Origin of the sequence: Pelobium manganitolerans (genome assembly GCF_003609575.1) — a bacterium.
GTDB lineage: Bacteria > Bacteroidota > Bacteroidia > Sphingobacteriales > Sphingobacteriaceae > Pseudopedobacter > Pseudopedobacter manganitolerans.
This window is the reverse complement of sequence record NZ_MBTA01000027.1, coordinates 285,261-304,457: the sequence shown is the minus strand read 5'-3', so window position 1 is coordinate 304,457 and position 19,197 is coordinate 285,261. Positions and strand designations below refer to the sequence as shown.

14 protein-coding genes, 2 tRNA genes and 2 rRNA genes are annotated in these 19,197 nt (G+C 43.0%); 12 read left to right on the top strand and 6 right to left on the bottom strand.

Annotated elements, in window-relative coordinates; translation table 11 throughout:
- The first annotated feature begins 67 nt into the window (after positions 1–67).
- From BCY91_RS14755 to efp, 5 genes are all read left to right on the top strand, one after another.
- A tRNA-Ile gene (locus BCY91_RS14755) sits at positions 68–141 on the top strand.
- Between the two features lie 18 nt (positions 142–159).
- Positions 160–233, top strand: a tRNA-Ala gene (locus tag BCY91_RS14750).
- Between the two features lie 102 nt (positions 234–335).
- Positions 336–3,231, top strand: a 23S ribosomal RNA gene (locus tag BCY91_RS14745).
- Positions 3,232–3,340: 109 nt separating this feature from the next.
- Positions 3,341–3,452: ribosomal RNA gene (gene rrf / locus BCY91_RS14740) — 5S ribosomal RNA — on the top strand.
- Between the two features lie 166 nt (positions 3,453–3,618).
- Positions 3,619–4,179, top strand: a complete 561-nt coding sequence (efp, locus tag BCY91_RS14735; protein ID WP_120182799.1) for an elongation factor P — start codon at positions 3,619–3,621, stop codon at positions 4,177–4,179.
- An 84-nt stretch (positions 4,180–4,263) separates the two neighbouring features.
- On the opposite strand, the gene BCY91_RS14730 is transcribed toward efp, so the two are convergent.
- Together BCY91_RS14730 and BCY91_RS14725 are read right to left on the bottom strand one after the other, a co-directional pair.
- Positions 4,264–5,895, bottom strand: coding sequence for an ABC-F family ATP-binding cassette domain-containing protein (locus BCY91_RS14730; RefSeq protein WP_120182798.1), 1,632 nt, complete (start codon positions 5,893–5,895; stop codon positions 4,264–4,266).
- Positions 5,896–6,275: 380 nt separating this feature from the next.
- A complete protein-coding gene (locus BCY91_RS14725) occupies positions 6,276–7,301 on the bottom strand; it encodes a helix-turn-helix domain-containing protein (RefSeq protein ID WP_120182797.1) in 1,026 nt (341 codons plus the stop codon).
- Between the two features lie 191 nt (positions 7,302–7,492).
- Here BCY91_RS14725 and BCY91_RS14720 point away from each other — a divergent pair, with 191 nt between their 5' ends.
- The gene (locus tag BCY91_RS14720) at positions 7,493–8,713 is read left to right on the top strand and encodes a DEAD/DEAH box helicase (RefSeq protein WP_120182796.1); all 1,221 of its coding nucleotides are present in this window, start codon (positions 7,493–7,495) and stop codon (positions 8,711–8,713) included.
- Here the strand turns inward: BCY91_RS14720 and BCY91_RS14715 are convergent.
- Entirely contained in the window at positions 8,703–9,122 is a 420-nt protein-coding gene (locus BCY91_RS14715) for an acyl-CoA thioesterase (protein WP_120182795.1), read from the bottom strand. The two genes, BCY91_RS14720 and BCY91_RS14715, sit on opposite strands and share 11 nt — an antisense overlap.
- Before the next feature lie 391 nt (positions 9,123–9,513).
- On the opposite strand from BCY91_RS14715, the gene BCY91_RS14710 reads away from it, so the two are divergent.
- From BCY91_RS14710 to BCY91_RS14690, 5 genes are all read left to right on the top strand, one after another.
- The gene (locus BCY91_RS14710) at positions 9,514–10,080 is read left to right on the top strand and encodes a UbiX family flavin prenyltransferase (protein WP_120182794.1); all 567 of its coding nucleotides are present in this window, start codon (positions 9,514–9,516) and stop codon (positions 10,078–10,080) included.
- 33 nt (positions 10,081–10,113) lie between these two features.
- A complete protein-coding gene (mtaB, locus tag BCY91_RS14705; RefSeq protein WP_120182793.1) occupies positions 10,114–11,433 on the top strand; it encodes a tRNA (N(6)-L-threonylcarbamoyladenosine(37)-C(2))-methylthiotransferase MtaB in 1,320 nt (439 codons plus the stop codon).
- A gap of 8 nt (positions 11,434–11,441) precedes the next feature.
- Positions 11,442–12,605, top strand: coding sequence for a prolipoprotein diacylglyceryl transferase (locus BCY91_RS14700; RefSeq protein ID WP_120182792.1), 1,164 nt, complete (start codon positions 11,442–11,444; stop codon positions 12,603–12,605).
- A 74-nt stretch (positions 12,606–12,679) separates the two neighbouring features.
- Positions 12,680–13,072 carry a GtrA family protein gene (locus BCY91_RS14695; protein ID WP_245989161.1) on the top strand — a complete coding sequence of 131 codons (393 nt, stop codon included), beginning with the start codon at positions 12,680–12,682 and terminating at the stop codon, positions 13,070–13,072.
- Entirely contained in the window at positions 13,069–13,872 is an 804-nt protein-coding gene (locus tag BCY91_RS14690; protein ID WP_394341560.1) for an inositol monophosphatase family protein, read from the top strand. Before BCY91_RS14695 ends, BCY91_RS14690 begins: the two co-directional genes overlap by 4 nt.
- 61 nt (positions 13,873–13,933) lie before the next feature.
- Here BCY91_RS14690 and BCY91_RS14685 read toward each other — a convergent pair whose 3' ends face one another.
- The 3 genes from BCY91_RS14685 to BCY91_RS14675 form a co-directional block, all read right to left on the bottom strand.
- Entirely contained in the window at positions 13,934–14,485 is a 552-nt protein-coding gene (locus tag BCY91_RS14685; protein WP_120182791.1) for a sugar O-acetyltransferase, read from the bottom strand.
- 164 nt (positions 14,486–14,649) lie between these two features.
- A complete protein-coding gene (locus tag BCY91_RS14680; protein WP_120182790.1) occupies positions 14,650–15,594 on the bottom strand; it encodes an MlaD family protein in 945 nt (314 codons plus the stop codon).
- Between the two features lie 22 nt (positions 15,595–15,616).
- Complete coding sequence (locus BCY91_RS14675; RefSeq protein ID WP_120182789.1) at positions 15,617–16,477, bottom strand: N-acetylmuramoyl-L-alanine amidase family protein; 861 nt, start codon at positions 16,475–16,477, stop codon at positions 15,617–15,619.
- Between the two features lie 100 nt (positions 16,478–16,577).
- Between BCY91_RS14675 and BCY91_RS14670 the strand changes: the two genes are divergently transcribed.
- Positions 16,578–19,196, top strand: a complete 2,619-nt coding sequence (locus BCY91_RS14670; protein WP_245989157.1) for a putative LPS assembly protein LptD — start codon at positions 16,578–16,580, stop codon at positions 19,194–19,196.
- Position 19,197 lies beyond the last annotated feature (1 nt).

The window sequence follows — 19,197 nt, the reverse complement described above, 5'->3', positions numbered from 1 at the left end:
GAAGGATAAGGAAGACACCCGGAGAGATGTGAGATCGGTGGCGCTGTCCGCTGGCAGGGGGTAAAAGAGTCCCGTAGCTCAGTTGGTCAGAGCACTACACTGATAATGTAGGGGTCAGCAGTTCAAATCTGCTCGGGACTACGAGAAGCGTCTTATCTTGGGGGATTAGCTCAGCTGGCTAGAGCACCTGCCTTGCACGCAGGGGGTCAACGGTTCGAATCCGTTATTCTCCACTTTTCCCGGCGCGACGCCGGGGACAAAGTTCTTTGACATACTGGAAGAAGAAGCCGTACAGAAGACGGCGAGAGCAACAGATAGAGCGATCTATCAACAAAGAGAAAGTAAATAAGGGCACACGGGGGATGCCTAGGCTCTCAGAGGCGATGAAGGACGCGATAAGCTGCGATAAGCTGCGGGGACCGGCACATACGGTTTGATCCGCGGATTTCCGAATGGGGTAACCTAACATACTGAAGGTATGTTGCACAAGCGCGAACCCGCTGAACTGAAACATCTAAGTAAGCGGAGGAGAAGAAAACAACAGTGATTTCCGGAGTAGTGGCGAGCGAAACGGAAGAAGCCCAAACCGCACGTGTCACGGCACGTGCGGGGTTGTAGGACTGCGACAGGGTTACATTAAAGCGAAGTGGAACGGGATGGGAAGCCCGGCGGTACAGAGTGATAGCCTCGTACACGCAAGCGATAATGGCCCAGCAGGATCCTGAGTACCGCGGGGTCGGAGACGCCCTGTGGGAACCCGGCGGCACCATCCGCCAAGGCTAAATACTCCTGAGAGACCGATAGTGGACCAGTACCGTGAGGGAAAGGTGAAAAGAACCCCGGACAGGGGAGTGAAATAGAACCTGAAACCGTGTGCCTACAAGCGGTCGGAGCCCCGCCTTTTGGCGGGGTGACGGCGTGCCTTTTGCATAATGAGCCTACGAGTTGCTCCTCTCTGGCAAGGTTAAGCTTTTAAGGAGCGGAGCCGAAGCGAAAGCGAGTCTGAACAGGGCGCAGAGTCAGAGGGGGCAGACGCGAAACCTTGTGATCTACCCATGGCCAGGTTGAAGGTGCCGTAACAGGTACTGGAGGACCGAACCGATAAACGTTGAAAAGTTTCCGGATGAGCTGTGGGTAGGGGTGAAAGGCCAATCAAACTGGGAAATAGCTCGTACTCCCCGAAATGTTTTTAGGAACAGCGTCGGCATGAGAGTTTCATAGAGGTAGAGCTACCGATTGGGTGCGGGGGAGTCAAATCCTACCAAATCCAGACGAACTCCGAATGCTATAGAAATATTGCCGGCAGTGAGGCGCGGGGTGCTAAGGTCCCGCGCCGAGAGGGAAAGAACCCAGACCAGCGGCTAAGGTCCCCAAATTACTGTTAAGTTGGACTAACGGGGTCCGGCTGCACAGACAGCTAGGATGTTGGCTTGGAAGCAGCCATTCATTTAAAGAGTGCGTAACAGCTCACTAGTCGAGCGGCCGGGCATGGATAATGAACGGGCATCAAACAGTATACCGAAGCCCTGGATCCCGCTTTAAGGCGGGATGGTAGGGGAGCATTCCGTAGGGGGCGAATGGAAGGGGCGACCTTTCCTGGACCTTACGGAAAAGCAAATGTAGGCATAAGTAACGATAAGGCGGGAGAGAAACCCGCCCACCGAAAGACTGAGGTTTCCTGATCAACGCTAATCGGATCAGGGTCAGTCGGGGCCTAAGGATAACCCGAACGGGGATTCCGATGGACAACGGGTCAACATTCCCGTACCCTCTATAGCTGCGATGCGGCGACGGAGCAGTGACACTGCCGCGTGCTGACGGAATAGCACGTTGAAGGGCGTAGGTATACGCCGCCCAGGTAAGTCCGGGCGGAGTGCCGAAGCCCGACAGTACCGCGACCCCCCGGGGGAGCGGACAGCGCAGGTAACCATACTCCCAAGAAAACCCGCTAAGCTCCAGGCTATGGAGGCCCGTACCGCAAACCGACACAGGTAGTCGAGGAGAGGATCCTAAGGTGCTCGAGTGAATCATGGCTAAGGAACTCGGCAAAATGGCCCTGTAACTTCGGGAGAAGGGGCGCTCGGGGCGACCCGAGCCGCAGTGAAAAGGCCCAGGCGACTGTTTAACAAAAACATATGGCTTTGCGAAATCGGAAGATGAAGTATAAGGCCTGACACCTGCCCGGTGCCGGAAGGTTAAGAGGGGATGTCATCCCGACACTTGTCGGGAGAAGCATTGAATCGAAGCCCCGGTAAACGGCGGCCGTAACTATAACGGTCCTAAGGTAGCGAAATTCCTTGTCGGGTAAGTTCCGACCTGCACGAATGGTGTAACGATCTGGGCGCTGTCTCGGCCATGAGCTCGGTGAAATTGTGGTCCCGGTGAAGACGCCGGGTACCCGCAACGGGACGGAAAGACCCCATGAACCTTCACTACAGTTTAACATTGCCACTGGGCACAGGATGTGTAGGATAGGCGGGAGATGTCGAAGGGGCCTCGCCAGGGGCCTCGGAATCGCCCTTGAAATACCGCCCTTTCTGTGTCCGGTGTCTAACCCCGCTTAGCGGGGGACACTGTTTGACGGGTAGTTTGACTGGGGTGGTCGCCTCCAAAAGTGTAACGGAGGCTTTCAAAGGTATGCTCAGTACGCTTGGTAACCGTACGGGGAGTGCAATAGCATAAGCATGCTTGACTGTGGGGCCTACAAGCCGAGCAGGGTCGAAAGACGGATATAGTGATCCGGTGGTTCTGCATGGAAGGGCCATCGCTCAAAGGATAAAAGGTACTCTGGGGATAACAGGCTGATCTCCCCCAAGAGCTCATATCGACGGGGAGGTTTGGCACCTCGATGTCGGCTCGTCACATCCTGGGGCTGGAGAAGGTCCCAAGGGTTCGGCTGTTCGCCGATTAAAGTGGCACGCGAGCTGGGTTCAGAACGTCGCGAGACAGTTCGGTCCCTATCTGTTGTGGGCGCCGGAGATCTGAGTGGGGCTGGCCTTAGTACGAGAGGACCGGGCTGGACCGGCCGCTGGTGAATCTGTTGTCCCGCCAGGGGCACTGCAGAGTAGCTATGCCGGGATCAGATAAGCGCTGAAAGCATCTAAGCGCGAAACTGGCCACAAGATGAGATCTCCATAGAGGGCCCCCGTAGACTACGGGGTCGATAGGCCGCAGGTGTAAAGCTGGCGACAGCAAAGCCGAGCAGGTACTAATTGCCCGATACTTTCAGCAGATAACATACGTTGCGCTCCACCGCCATCTGGGCGGCTTTTTCTTCCGGTCTTATGTCAAGATATTGATAACAAAAAAAGGGAAGCCAGTAGCTTCCTTCTGAAGAAATTCAGGTGCCTATATCGGCGGTGTCCACCTCTTCCCATTCCGAACAGAGAAGTTAAGCCCGCCAGAGCCGATGGTACTGCGGTAAAACGTGGGAGAGTAGGTCGGTGCCGGATCTTTTACAAAGCCCCCTCCCCGAACGGGAGGGGGCTTTTTTTTTGCCCCCGTTTTTTTAAATTATTCCAGAAAAGTACAGCTTTCGTAAGACGGCTTTTGATATAAAGCTTTATTGTTTTACATAGATATTAGCTATTTTAGCAACGCAAAAAGTATTAATATAAAATGGCAAAAGCTGGAGACTTAAAAACAGGAAATGTTATTCGCTTTAACGGCGAGCTAGTTACTATTGACGAATTGAACCATCGCACCCCTGGAAAAGGTGGTGCTTTTTATACCGGTAAGATGCGAAGCATCAAAACCGGAAAAATCATCGAACTACGTATGCGTACCGATGAAGAGGTTGATATTTGTAGGGTAGAAACCAACGATTATCAATACTTATACGAAGACGGAGACTATTTTGTAGTGATGGACAATGTAAGTTTTGAACAATTTAATGTTCCAAAATCGTTATTCGGTAGCTCTGCACGCTTTTTACGAGAGGGAATGAACGTTATTGTTTCCATGGAAAGTGATGAGCCTATCATTGCAAAAGCACCTAACCATGTAGAGCTAGAGATTGTTTATACCGAACCTGCTGTTAAAGGCGACACTTCTACCAACGCGATGAAAAATGCGACCGTGGAAACTGGTGTTGAAATTAAAGTGCCTTTATTTGTGAACCAAGGTGATAAGGTTAAAGTAGAAACTGCAACCGGCGCTTATGTTGAAAGGGTAAAATAAATTACTGCAGTTATAAAAAAAGTCCTATCGCGTTTGAAATAGGACTTTTTTTATGCGTTTCTAGAACGCCGTGGCGCAGTGTAATTATACTAACTCACCATAAAGCTCTTGACGTTGTTGCTTAACCGTTTCATTGCTGATGTATTCATCGTAATCCATCAATTTATCTAAAACGCCGTTTGGCGTAACCTCAATAATACGATTTGCCACCGTTTCGGTAAGTTCATGATCTCGTGAGGTAAATAAAATAACGCCTTTATAATCTTTCATACCGTTGTTAAGCGCGGTGATAGATTCCAAATCCAAGTGATTAGTCGGCTCGTCGAACAATAAAACATTAGGCGCTTCTAACATCATCTTAGAAAACATACAACGCATCTTTTCTCCTCCAGACAGCACGCTAGATTTTTTGAAAACTTCTTCGCCAGAGAACAACATCCTGCCTAAAAAGCTACGGATAAAAGTTTCATCTTTTTCGTCTTTAGAATATTCGCGCAGCCAATCCACTAAGTTATCGTCTTTTCCATCAAAAAAACTATGGTTGTCTATTGGTAAACTAGATGGAACTACCGTAACGCCCCATTTAAATTCTCCACTAAAATCCGTATCTCTACCGGCTAAAATATCGTGCAGTGCGGAAGTTGCTAATGAATTTTGAGAAAGCAAGGCTATTTTATCGCCTTTATTTACCGTAAAGCTGATGTTTTTAAATAAGGTTTCGCCGTTTAACACTTTGGTTAAGTTTTCTACTTGCAATACTTGGTCGCCAAGGTCGCGGCTCATTTGGTTAAACATAATTGCAGGATACTTTCTGCTGGATGCTTTAATCTCATCCACATTGATTTTTTCCAGTGCTTTTTTACGGGAAGTTGCCTGTTTTGATTTAGACGCGTTAGCTGAAAAACGACGGATAAACTCTTGCAACTCCTTAATTTTTTCTTCTGCTTTTTTGTTCTGATCAGAACGTTGGCGCAGCGCAAGTTGTGATGACTCGTACCAGAAAGAGTAGTTTCCGGTATAAATGTTCATCTTACTAAAATCAATATCTACAATATGCGTACATACCGTGTCTAAAAAGTGCCTATCGTGCGAAACTACTAAAACGATGTTCTGATAATCGGCTAAAAAGTTTTCTAGCCATCCAACGGTTTCAATATCCAAGTCGTTGGTAGGCTCATCCAAGATTAAAATATCTGGATTGCCAAATAGTGCCTGGGCGAGCAAAACCCTTACCTTTTCGTTACCGTCAAGTTCTTTGGTAAGTTTGTTGTGTTTTTCTTCTTTTATACCTAGGTTGCTCAATAAAGTAGCTGCATCGTTTTCTGCATTCCAGCCGTTCATTTCTGCAAATTGGTTTTCCAGTTCGCCAGCCCGCAAGCCATCTTCCTCAGAAAAATCTTCCTTCATATAAATAGCATCTTTTTCTTTCATGATGCTATAGAGCTCTTTCCAGCCCATCATAACGGTTTCTAAAACCGTAAACTCGTCAAATGCGTAATGGTTTTGGTTTAAAACCGCCATACGTTCGCCGGGTGTAAAACTTACTGAACCGCCAGTAGGGTCAACTTCGCCCGCCAGTATTTTCATAAAAGTAGACTTTCCCGCTCCGTTTGCCCCTATCACACCATAGCAGTTTCCTTGAGTAAATTTTAGGTTAACATCCTCAAACAAAGTGCGTTTTCCAAATCGTAAAGATAAATTTGATACTGTAATCATATTGGCGCAAAGGTACGTTTTATCCGTTAATATATTAGGTGGTGCCTATCGCAAAACACTGATTTATATACTGAGCTGACAAAATACCTCAAGATCTAAGCTTAAATAATTGGGGTTTTACTTAGGTTTTCTTTTTGAAAATACACGACGCACCAGAGAAAATACTAAGAAAGCGAATAAGAGCCAAAAAGCAATTAAGAATAGCTCTGAAAGTAGGTGGTTGGTGCTGCTATATGCTGCGATGAAACACAGACTTGTAGAAATTGCTAAAAGATAAACCTGACGCATAAATATTCTTCTAATTTAAGAAGCTACTTTCGCCATGAGATATTCTTGCTGTTTTAGACTAAAGTTAATTTGTATCAGTACATTTTTGTGTGCTATTCGGAATTTTTACGAACTTTTTTTGCAAATTCTTTTGGGTTGAGTTGGTAAGCTGATTTGAACAAGCGAGAGAAATAACTTTTATTGCTGATGCCCACTCGGTCTGCAATTTCGCTGATGTTTAATTCACCTATTAAAATTTGGTCTTTAGCATATTCTAAACGCAACTTGTTAAGGTAATTGTTTACCGTTTGTCCAAATACCTGTCTAAAACCTTCTTGCAGTTTGCTTGGGTTGGTGCCCACTTCTTTGGCTAAGCTGGCGATGGTGAGGGGCGCGCTCAAATTTTGTTTGAGCATGCCAGCAGCGTGTCTAATTTTCTCCATATCGCTTTTACGCAATATCTGTCGCTTAGGCTCACTTTTCCGGTCGTCTTCAAAGTCCTGAATCTGGATGCTTAGAATTTCATTTGCCTTCCCTTCCAAAAAGAGGCGCCGGGTAAAGCCTCCCAAACGGCTGGTCTGGATTTTATCAATGCAGTCGGCCATGTTTAAGCTGTAGTTGCCGTGGTGATAAAAGAGTTGGCGGCCGTTTAAATCTTTAAACAGCTTGCGTAGTTTAACATCTAGTTTTGAAAGCTCGCAGTCCAGCTTTTTCTTAAACTCTTTTCTTGATATTTCGAGACTGTTTAAGTGGATCTGTTTGTTTTTTGGAAAAAGTAATATATGTCCGTTTTTAGCCGTACTGGCCACAATTACGTTCTGAAACTGATCTATTAAGTGAAGGCTTTCTTGTTCTTCAAATTTATGCTTAACCTCGCCCACAGAACAATAAATGAACTTCAACGGATGTATTTGATTAACAGAAAAATGTATGCAAATATTTTCTTTAAACAGGCATTTGTACTCGATTAATCCGAAACCATTGTCAAAGTTTACGCCCCTAATAAATCCCTCACCAAATTGTTCGGGTATTTCCAGCGTATATTCATGGCAGTAGTTAGTGAAGTTAGTTGCAAAAGCATCTGCGAGATTAGTAATTACATCTTTTAGGGGTAATGACTTGACGTATAGCGTTACCATGAAATAAATTAATGCACTAAATGTAGATAAAGTTTAAATGAAATTACAACTATTTTAACAAGATATGAATAAGCTTGATTAGGGAAATTTAGATGGATGTTTACGATATAATTGTAAATTGAAGCTTATAAGCTAACTATAAGATTTATAGAATAAAAACTATATTTGCCACGCACCTAAAGCACAGTTTTTTGAGATTCGAAGATTTTAATTTTACGCCCTCCCTGCAGGAAGGTTTGGATTCCATGGGCTTTTCTAAGCCTACGCCCATACAAGCAGAGGCTATCCCTCATATTTTAGCAGGCAAAGATTTAATTGCTTGTGCACAAACCGGAACCGGAAAAACAGCATCGTATTTATTGCCTTTATTGCACAAGATAGAGGAAGAAGATAAAAGCGTGATTGATGCTGTAATTTTATCGCCCACGCGGGAACTGGCATTGCAGATAGACCAGCAAATTATGGGTTTAGCTTATTTTACAGGTTGTACCTCTATTGCAGTTTATGGCGGTGGCGATGGCATAAATTATGAGCAACAGAAAAGAGCTCTGCGCGATGGTGTAAATATTATTGTAGCAACTCCCGGCCGTTTGATTGCGCATTTGACATCAGGCATTATCGATTTAAAGCACGTAAAACATTTGGTTTTGGATGAAGCCGACCGTATGCTTGATATGGGCTTTTATGATGATATTGTAAGAATTTTAAGCTACTTGCCGGCAGAACGCCAAAATTTGCTTTTTTCTGCCACAATGCCCCCAAAGATAAGAGCGCTTTCTAAAAAAATGTTGAAAAATCCGGCAGAAGTAAACATCGCGATATCTAAGCCTTCTGAAGGTATTTTACAACAAGCTTATTTAGTTTATGATGAGCAGAAATTGGAACTGCTGAAAAAAATACTAGGTAATAGCGAATATAAGAGCGTTATCGTTTTTGCTTCACGAAAGGAAACGGTAAAAAAACTGAACAGCGCGCTTAACCGTAAGGGGATTTCTTCCGAAGCTTTCCACTCCGACCTAAATCAGGAAGCCCGAGAAGATATTATGATGCGTTTTAAAGGGAAAAGCTTATCTATTTTGGTAGGTACAGATGTTATCTCGCGCGGAATAGATGTAGAAGGCATCAGTTTGGTAGTCAATTATGACGTACCGCCAGATCCAGAGGACTATATTCACCGCATTGGACGCACCGCACGTGCAGAAAACACAGGTACTGCCATCACTTTTATTAACGATAAAGACCAGCACCGTTTTGCACGCATTGAAACATTAATGGAAAGAGAAGTGGAAAAACTTCCTTTGCCAGAAGGTTTTGCAGAGGGACCGGTTTATGCGCCTAAATCTAAATCGTCGCAAAAACGCCGGTTTAACCCTAAATGGAAAAAGAAACCTAAAGCCAAACCTAAGACTTAAAGCGGTCTCTTGAGTAAGTAATCTCGGTTTTTCCGTGAGGTATAGGGTTAAAATTCTCGTCGATATTTACAAAAACGATTTTGTTAATGGTTAAAATACTTTGGCGGGTAATTTTGTTGCGCACCTCACAAAATAAAGTGATTGATGTGCGGCCGAAGTTTGTTGCAATTAAGCCCATCTCGATAATATCCCCTAGTTTTGCCGAGCTTAAAAAATTAATTTCCGACATGTATTTAGTCACCACTTTGCTGTTTCCCAGCTGGCAAATAGTGTAAATTGCCGCTTCTTCATCAATCCATTTTAGCAAGCTGCCGCCAAACAGGGTTCCATTAGGATTTAAATCCTCGGGTTTTACCCATTTACGCGTATGGAAATTTAAATTATAGGTGTGGTTCTTAACTTCTTCCATAAAAAATAAATATGTCTATTGTTTGATGTGCGCAAATATCAGAAATTAAAATTAGAACGCTTCTAATTAAGCGTGTACCTGCACATCTGGCTTATTTAGTTATTTAAAATTTACACTTTAGAGATTGTGTATTAGTTAATATGAATTTTTTTAGACATGAATTTAATTTTAGATTATTAAAGTGTTTTTTAATGATTGTTTTGAAATTATAGATGCGAAATGCAAAAATATTGTCCATTAAATTTTTCAAATAAATTTGGTTAAACAAATAAAAACTTTTCTATATTTGTAGTGCCCTCCCAAAGGGCATGTTTTTCATAGGTAGATGTAGGGTCGAATATTTATATTCGGCCCTTTTTTGTTTTCAAAGCTTTAGTAACTATATTTTGCCATGCAAAAGAAAAAAGTGGTTGTTGCTATTACCGGGGCCAGCGGTGCTTTATATGCCAAGTTGCTGTTACATAAATTATTGCAACTAAAAAGTCAGGTAGAAGAAGTGGGCGTGGTGATGTCTGACAATGCTAAAGACGTATGGCGGTTTGAACTGGGAGATGAGGATTATGCCAGTTTTCCGTTCCGTTTTTTTGAGAAGAATGATTTTATGGCGCCTTTTGCTTCCGGTTCTGCAAAATTTGACACGATGATTATTATTCCTTGCTCTATGGGAACTTTGGGTCGAATAGCTGCGGGTATTTCAAATGACCTGACTACCCGCGCTGCAGATGTGGTGCTTAAAGAACGTCGGAAATTAATTTTGGTAGCGCGCGATACGCCTTTAAACCTCATCCACATCAATAATATGAAGACTTTAACAGAGGCTGGCGCAATAATTTGTCCGGCTGTGCCATCGTTTTACAGTAAACCCCAAACCATTGAAGAGCTTGCGCAAACCGTGGTTGACCGTGTGATTGACCTGGCAGGTTTTGTCAGCGATAGTTACCGTTGGGGAACTGATTAAAGCATTTTTTATATCTTTGCGCTTCTGTTTATTATGAATAAGAAAGTAGCGTTTTATACCTTAGGTTGCAAGCTCAATTATTCGGAAACTTCAACTATTGGCAGGCAATTTAATCAGGCTGGGTTTGATACTGTGGAGTTTACTGACGCGGCCGACGTATATATCATCAACACCTGTTCGGTTACGGATAATGCCGATAAGAAGTGCAGAAAGGTAGTTAAAGAAGCTTTAAAACATTCGCCTCATGCTTATGTAACCATTGTTGGCTGCTACGCGCAATTGAAACCGCAAGAGATTGCTGAAATTGAAGGTGTTGACATGGTTTTAGGCGCTGCGGAAAAGTTTCAGATTGTAGAATACATCAGCGACTTAACAAAAAATCCGAAAACGGTAATCCATAATAGTCCAATTGCCGAAGCCAACACCTTTGTGGCGTCGCACTCCTTTGGCGACCGTACCCGCACCTTTTTAAAAGTGCAAGATGGATGCGATTACTCCTGCACATTTTGTACTATTCCCCTGGCTAGGGGCGAGAGCCGCAGCGATAGCATCCAAAATATCGTGAAGCAAGCGGAAAGCATTGCCGCATCTGGGATTAAGGAAATTGTGCTTACCGGCGTTAATATCGGCGATTTTGGCTTACGTGAGGGAAAACGAGAAAACCGCTTTCTAGATTTGGTAAAAGCTTTAGACGAGGTAGAGGGCATCCATCGTATCCGCATTTCGTCTATCGAACCCAATTTGTTGAGCAATGAAATAATTGAGTTTGTAGCAAAATCAAAACGTTTTGTGCCACACTTCCATATCCCTTTACAATCAGGCTCTGACAAGATTTTGGGCTTAATGCGCAGACGTTACAAGCGCTTTTTATACGCGGATCGCGTTAAGGCCATTAAAACTTTAATGCCTAATTGCTGTATCGGGGTAGATGTGATTGTGGGTTTCCCTGGAGAAACACGGGAGGATTTTATTGATACTTACAACTTTTTAAACGGCTTGGATATTTCTTACCTGCATGTGTTTACCTACTCTGAGCGCGAAAATACCCCAGCAATAGAAATGCCCGGTTCTGTACCCGGCTCGCAACGGGCGGACCGGAGCAAGATGTTGCATATTTTGTCTGAGAAAAAGCGCCGCGCCTTCTACGAAACTCAGTTGGGGACAGATGCGGAAGTGCTTTTTGAAGCCGACCATAAAGAAGGTTTTATGCACGGTTTTACACCCAACTACGTGAAAGTAAAAGCCAAATACGACCCTGTTTTGGTGAACGAATTAAAAATGGTTAAGCTTGAAGAAATTTTGCCCGATGGTGATGTGCACGTGAGCGAAGCTGTTGAGCTATTGATACATTAACGAATTATATGTTCCCAACCTTATCTCACCTTATTGATTATCTTTTTGGCGTTAACATTCCACTACCTATCCAAACTTTTGGTTTTTTTGTAGCCTTAGCGTTTATTGCCGGCTATTGGGGCTTTTCGGAAGAGCTGAAACGGCGCGAAAAGCTAGGACAGGTGCATCCCGTAAAACGTTCTGTGGTGATTGGTTTGCCGGCCAGCAATACCGAACTTTTTTGGAACGGCTTGTTTGGTTTTATTATTGGTTATAAGCTGTTTTACGGATTGCTTAACTACACCGCGTTTGTAAACGATCCGCAGGGTTTTATTTTATCAGCACAAGGCAATTTTATAGGTGGATTAATTTTAGCTGCGGTTTTTGCTTACTGGGCCTATCGTGATAAGCAAAAAACAGCTTTACCGCAACCTAAAACAGTTACAGAGCTAGTGCATCCGTACCAGATGATGGGCACTTTTATAGCTTGGGCCGCTATTGCTGGTATTATTGGCGCAAAGGTTTTTGATAATTTAGAGTATTGGGACAGGTTTATTCAAGATCCGATACAAAACTTATTGTCTTTTAGCGGATTAACATTTTACGGCGGTTTAATCTGCGGAGCGTTGGCCGTGCTTTACATTTCGGGTAAAAACGGTATCAAAGCCGTTCATATGGCAGATGTTTCTGCGCCAGGTTTGATGTTGGCGTATGGTGTAGGACGTATAGGTTGCCATCTGTCTGGCGATGGTGATTGGGGAATTGCAAATCCAAATCCGAAACCGGACTGGTTATCTTGGGCGCCAGACTGGGTATGGTCTTTTAAATATCCGCACAACGTAATCAATGAAGGTGTACCTATCCCGGGTTGCGAGGGTAAGTTTTGTCACGAGCTGGCCGTAGCCGTTTATCCGACCCCTTTTTATGAAGCGGTAGCATGTATCTTGTTGTTTTTATTCCTTTGGAGCATCCGTAAAAAGATAAAAACACCTGGTATATTATTCTCTATTTATTTGATATTAAACGGTTTAGAAAGATTTTTTGTGGAGCTTATCCGCGTAAACTCTAAATACCATGTGGGTTCTTTATCCTTTACACAAGCAGAGCTGATTTCTACTTTATTGGTCTTGGGGGGTATAGTGGGAATTATTGCATTTACAAATGCCGATAAAAAGCGAAAGGCGGTCGCTTAATGATTTTTTCGTCGTTAAAAAACGAATCTGGCTTTATCTCAAAAGCGCTTAATAATAAATTGGTCAGATTTTTTATGTCGGCGGGCATAGCAACTTTGGCAGACGTAATCATTTATTTTTTTGTGATTAACTTTTTGTTTGAGCATCAGCGTGTATATTTTGGAGTGTACAGTGCCAGCGCACACACCTTATCTTTGTGCGTTTCTTATTCATGCGGTGTTGCAGTAAATTTTGCCATCACTAAATATGCGGTTTTTAATGAATCAACTTTGGCGGGCAAAAAGCAATTTAGCCGTTTTGCGTTAATTGCCTTTATCGGGTTTTTTGCCAACTACGGTTTATTAAGACTATTTGTTGAAGTTTTTGATTTTTACCCTACACCGTCGCGCATTACATCTGCCCTAAGTTTAGGAATTGCGGCGTATTACATCCACAAATTTTTCACGTTTAAAATAGAATCTACATGATTAACTATCAAGCACTGTGTGAGCAGGTTATTGAAATTGCAAAAAAGGCGGGGCAGTTCATCGGTACCGAATCCGCCATTTTTAGCAGCTCAAAAATCGAGTATAAAGGTTTAAACGATATGGTATCGTACGTGGATAAAACCGCAGAAGCGATGATTGTAGAGGCTTTATCTCAACTTTTGCCAGCAGCGGGTTTTATTGCAGAAGAGGGCACATCAAATAAAGTGGGAGAGGAGTTTAATTGGATTATCGATCCTTTAGACGGCACTACAAATTTTATCCATGGCATTCCGGCTTTTGCGGTAAGTATCGCTTTGAAACAATACGATGAGCTTGTGGTGGGCGTGGTTTACGAGGTAAAGCAAAACGAATGCTTTTACGCTTGGAAAAACAGCAAAGCCTATTTGAACGGAAATGAGATTCGGGTTTCGGACAATAAAGATTTAGCCAGCAGTTTGGTGGCAACCGGTTTTCCGTATTATGATTTTAGCCGACAGGACGATTACATGAGCTTATTTACCACAGTTATGCAAAAATGCCACGGTTTAAGACGTATTGGCGCAGCCTCGGTAGATATGGTTTACACCGCTTGCGGCAGGTTTGACGCTTATTTTGAATACAATTTAAAGCCTTGGGATATTGCGGCAGGACTGTTAATTGTACAGCAGGCGGGCGGCGAATACTTTGATTTTAATGGAGGTAAAAAAGCTTTAGAAAGCGGAGATATTGTGGCTACTAACGGCAAAGTTTCTGAAGAGCTGAACGCGATCATTCACAATGTTTTTAATAACAAGGCATAAGTTTTAGGTGAAGCCATAAGTTGCCAATGAAAGTTTTTAGCTAGGGCACTTGCTCGATAGGTTAAAGCTTTTTAATCACTTTTGCCGGATTGCCAACGGCCAGCGAATTATCCGGAATGTTTTTGGTGACTACAGAACCCGCGCCTATTACACAATTATTTCCAATGCTAACGCCGGGTAAAATGATGGATCCTCCACCTATCCAAACATCATTGCCGATGTTTATTTCTTTGCCGTACTCCACGGTTTTCCGCAGTTCTTTATCTGTTGGATGCGTGGCGGTATAAATTTGTACGTTGGGCGCAAACATCACATCGTTACCGATATTCACTTTAGCAACGTCCAAAACCACGCAGTTTACGTTAAAATACACGCGCTCGCCACAAAAAATATTGTAGCCATAATCGCAATGGAACGGAGGTTCTATATATAAGCTTTTAGTGCCGTTAGGGATTAACTCGCGGATAAGCTGCTTTGCGGTTTTGGTAACCAAATATTCTGTCACGTTTAATTGGCGCAGTAAGCGTTTGGCTCGGCGGCGGTCCTTTACCAGCTCTTCATCGTTGGCGTTGTAAAGCTCGCCGGCAATCATTTTTTCTTTTTCAGTTTTCATTGTTGTATAATCCCTTGCTAAGGTGCGCTAACGATTGCAGTGGCATCCTTTTTGGCATTTGGGCCAAAAAGATACAACGGAAAGCGTGTTAAAGCGCCCAAAATATACAAAATAAAAAAACGGAAAAATTACTTCTTCCGTTTCAAATATCTTCGTTGATTTTCCTAATCTTTTCTTCCGCCAAAAATGGAGAAACTTACATAGCGTTTTGGGTTGGCTTTCACATCTATAATTAAATTATCTAAACTTTTCGCAGAATTGTTAAGGTTGTTATACAGCTTCTCGTCGTTAAGCAATAGCGCAATAGACCCTGTGCCGCTGTTAATTTTGTTTACAGCTGTTTGTAACTCGGTAACGGCTTTATTGGCGTTGTCAATAGTGGTTTGTATCTGCGTGCGCGCCAGCTGATCTGTAAACGAGTTGGCATTAGTTAAGATAGACGTGATACGTTCGTTATTGTTTTTCAGGTTGTTAGAGATAGATTCGGCATTGGCCAAAATTGCGTCAATACGTTTGGACTGCACCGAGACCGTGCCGTCTATAGTTTTAGAGGTGGATTCTAGGGTTTCTAAGGTTTTAGCAATGCTAGCGAAACTTCTGTCGACGTTTCTCTGGAAATTTGGGTTTAAAATATTGTTAACCGAAGTTAGCATAGAGTCGAGTTTGGAGATAATTACTTCCGCCTTTTTTTGCACGGGCTCTACCTGCTCTAACAGATTGGCCTGTACGTTGGCATTTAGGGTATCGCCGTCATTAGCGTATTTAAGGCTGTTCCCCAAGTCGAAAACTACAGCTTTGCTGCCCAATAAATCGGTGCTTTCTAAACGGGCAATGGTATTTGCAGGGATGGCATATTTGGGGTCTATTTTAAACTGGGCCAAAATCTGTCCGTTTTCTAACAAAGTAAGGGCAGATACCCGCCCAACTTGGTAGCCGTTTACCAGAACCGGTTTAGAAACGGCCAAACCATCCACTTTATCATATTTTGCATAAAACTCGTTCTCGCTAGAGAAAATATCATTGCCTTTTAAAAAGTTATAGCCAACAATAAATATGGCTATAGCAAGGGCGGTAAGTATGCCCACTTTAGTTTCGTTAGAGATTTTCAAATGTATAGCGTTTAGTTAATCCTTAATTTTCAATCTGGTTTTTGTAGCGCACAATTGCTGTTAAAATATTGTCTACAATTTCTGCCTGGCCACTGGCAGAGTTCATGTATTTTTCTTCTTCGGGATTGCTGATAAAACCTATTTCGGTTAATATTGCGGGCATTCCGGCCCTTTGTAACACCGCCAGTCCTTGCTCTTTAACGCCTCTATCTACGCGGCCCGATTTTTTGTACTCTTCTTGCACTAATGATGCCAGTTTTATGCTTTGATCGCGGAACGCGTTTTTCATTAAAGAAAAGATAATATAGCTTTCTGGGTCATTAGGGTCAAATCCGTCGTAATTGTTTTTATAGTCTTTCTCTAGCAGGATAGAGGCATTTTCGCGTATAGCAACATCCTGTTCTGCCAAACGGTTGTAACCCGCAACAAAAGTTTCGGTTCCTCTGGTATCTGGGTTGGGTATGCTTCTATAAACCGCTTTGCCATTTACCACAAATCTGCGGCGTACCAAAGGCATCGAGTTACAGTGGACAGATATAAATAAATCTGCTTTTTCGCGGTTAGCAATGCCGATACGGTCGTACAATTTTACAAAAACATCTGTTTTTCTGGTGTAAACCACTCTTGTGCCAGGCAGTTTTTCCTCTATAGCTTTGCCCAGTTTTAAGGAGACTTCCAACGCTACATCTTTTTCTCTAGAGAAGGCGCCACGTGTGGCACCGTCCTCGCCCCCGTGGCCGGCATCAATCACAATTGTTTTAATTTTTGTAATTGTGGATAATTTGTTTTTTTCACCGTCCGATTTAAGAGAACTGAACAATAACCAACAGCAACCTGTTAGCATTAAACATTTAATAAACCTTCTTGATGTTGTAATTTTCATTAATTTTGGGCGTTTTTTGGGTACGTTTTGTTTGCAAAAATATTATTCTTTATCGATTTTGAAATTTAACCAAATCTTTTTTACCTGTGTCTTACTATTTGTGAACATTAGTATCAAAGCTCATGCATTTTACCAGCAGGATACTTTAAAGACCGTAGCACTTAAAGATAGTTTGGCTTTAGTAAAAACCGATACTTCATTTGTTAAAACGGATACGACCAAAAAAAATTCTAAAGCAGGCGAAATTACTGATGTAATAAAGGCAGTAGCATCCGACTCTTCTTTTTACGATGTTAAAAACAATGTGATGTATTTGATGGGCAATGCCCGTATCACCTATGGCGAAAGGCAAATTGACGCCGGATATATTAAAGTGGACTACAAAGACAATACTGTTTTTGCCAAAGGAACCACAGATTCGCTGGGGCGGTTCTCCGGTTTGCCCATTTTTAAAGATCCCGCACAAGGAACTTTAACCGCCGATTCTGTGTTTTATAATTTTAAAACCGCTAAAGGGAAGATTTATCAGGTTTACACCGAGGAAGACGGCGGTTACATTACCGGGGGTAAAATAAAGAAGCAAAAGAACGATGAGTTACACATGAAAGACGTGGTGTACTCTACTTGTGATTTGCCGGAACCGCATCAGCATTTTGGTATCGTAATTACTAAAGGTATTGCAACAGAAAACCAAATTGTAACCGGTCCGGCTTATATGGTAATTGAGGATGTTCCTTTGCCTTTTGTACTGCCTTTCGGGTTTTTCCCGAAGCCTAATAAGCGGGCATCGGGTATAATTTTACCGCAAGTTGGCGAGGATGCCACTTTAGGTTTCTTTTTGAGAGATTTTGGCTACTATCTGGGTTTAAATGATTATTGGGACATGACGATGAAGGGCGGTATCTACTCAAAAGGATCATACGAGGCAAATGTGGCTAGCCGTTACACCAAGAGGTACAAATATTCGGGCAATATTTACCTTTCTTTTTCATCGCGAAAATACGGTGTAGAAGGTACAGAAGAGTACGAGCACCCAACCCGAGATTTCCAAATCAGGTGGTCGCACAGCCAAAACCCTAATGCTAGGCCAGGCACCAATTTTGGTGCTTCTGTGAATGCCAGTACACGCGGTGCTTTCCGTAATGTGCCGGGTTACAGCTATCAGCAAATTGTGCAAAACCAATTAAGCTCCAGTATTTCGTATAGTAAAAACTGGGCAAACTCGCCCTTCAGTTTAAGTACGGCTTTAACGCATAGTCAAGATTTATCAACCGGTACGGTTTCTTTAAGCTTGCCGAGTTTGAACTTTAGCATGACCACCCTAAACCCCTTCGATTCAAAAGATAGGGTAGGCGAACAAAAATGGTATCAGCGCATAGCGGTAGGCTATTCGCTACAAGCCGATAACCAGCTAAGCACTTACGATTCTTTGTTGTTTAAGCCGGCCAGCTTACGTAAAATCAGAAGTGGGGTACAGCACAACATCCCGATTTCGATGTCGTCGAAAATTTTAAAATATTTTCAGTTTAGCCAAAGCATCAACTACAGCGAGAAATGGTATTTCCAAACGGTCCGCAAGCATTACGTGGCACGTCCTACGCCAACAGGCACCATAGATTCTACCGCAATTGATACCATCCCAGGGTTCAGAAGAGCATCTGAATACAGCGTAGGCGGAAGTTTAAACACCAAAATTTATGGCATGGTTAACTTCAAAAAGGGGAAGCTGATGGCCATACGCCACGTGTTGACGCCTAATATCGGTTTCTCTTACCGCCCAGATTTCGGTAAGCCCCAGTTTGGTTATTATGATAGCTTGCAGGTAAACCAATACGGCGAAAAACGTGCTTATTCTATTTTTGAGAATGGTTTATACGGCGGGCCGGGCAACGGACGGAGTGCGGCAATTAACTTTGGTTTGGATAATAATATTGAAATTAAAGTCCGAAGTTCCAAGGATACCACCAACAACGGCGTCAAGAAAATTCCTATTCTGCAAGGCTTGTCTATCAACGGCTCCTATAATTTTGTGGCCGATAGCATGAAGCTGTCGCAGTTAAGCTTTGGAGGACGAACTTTTTTTACCGAGAAGTTGGGCGTTAGTTTTTCTGGAACATTAAACCCTTACGTTTTTTATACCGAGACCGTAAGTGGTAGGTTAGTAGGCAAAGATATTGACCGTTATCGCTGGGAAGACGGGAAATTACCGCGTTTAACCAATTTTAACTTTTCTTTTGATTACAGCTTAAACTCCAATTCGCTGGGCAAAAACAATAAATCAAACAATCCGCCACAGCAAAACAACAGCGATTTATTTAGCCGTGTAAACGCCCAACAGGCAGATCAGCTGCAACAAATCAGTCGCAATGCCAACGCTTTCGTTGATTTCAACATTCCATGGAACCTTAGTTTCTATTACAATTTCAATTATAGCAATACGGGCTTGCAACGCCAAATTGTACAAACTTTAAACGCCAACGGCGATTTTAACCTTACACCCAAGTGGAAAGTGCAGTTTAATACCGGCTACGATTTCCGTAACAACGCCATCAGCTTAACTTCTTTCTCCATCTATCGCGATTTGCACTGTTGGGACATGTCCGTCCGTTGGATTCCTTTTGGTCCTTACCAAAGTTACAGCGTGGATTTGCGTGTTAAATCTTCTATTTTGCAAGATTTGAAACTGAGCAAACGCAGAGAGTTTTATAACCAATTTTAAC

Coding starts and splice junctions, on each gene's coding strand:
- efp (WP_120182799.1), top strand. CDS start 3,619: ATGGCAAAAGCTGGAGACTTAAAAACAGGAAATGTTATTCGCTTTAAC.
- BCY91_RS14730 (WP_120182798.1), bottom strand. CDS start 5,895: ATGATTACAGTATCAAATTTATCTTTACGATTTGGAAAACGCACTTTG.
- BCY91_RS14725 (WP_120182797.1), bottom strand. CDS start 7,301: ATGGTAACGCTATACGTCAAGTCATTACCCCTAAAAGATGTAATTACT.
- BCY91_RS14715 (WP_120182795.1), bottom strand. CDS start 9,122: ATGGAAGAAGTTAAGAACCACACCTATAATTTAAATTTCCATACGCGT.
- BCY91_RS14710 (WP_120182794.1), top strand. CDS start 9,514: ATGCAAAAGAAAAAAGTGGTTGTTGCTATTACCGGGGCCAGCGGTGCT.
- mtaB (WP_120182793.1), top strand. CDS start 10,114: ATGAATAAGAAAGTAGCGTTTTATACCTTAGGTTGCAAGCTCAATTAT.
- BCY91_RS14700 (WP_120182792.1), top strand. CDS start 11,442: ATGTTCCCAACCTTATCTCACCTTATTGATTATCTTTTTGGCGTTAAC.
- BCY91_RS14695 (WP_245989161.1), top strand. CDS start 12,680: ATGTCGGCGGGCATAGCAACTTTGGCAGACGTAATCATTTATTTTTTT.
- BCY91_RS14690 (WP_394341560.1), top strand. CDS start 13,069: ATGATTAACTATCAAGCACTGTGTGAGCAGGTTATTGAAATTGCAAAA.
- BCY91_RS14685 (WP_120182791.1), bottom strand. CDS start 14,485: ATGAAAACTGAAAAAGAAAAAATGATTGCCGGCGAGCTTTACAACGCC.
- BCY91_RS14675 (WP_120182789.1), bottom strand. CDS start 16,477: ATGAAAATTACAACATCAAGAAGGTTTATTAAATGTTTAATGCTAACA.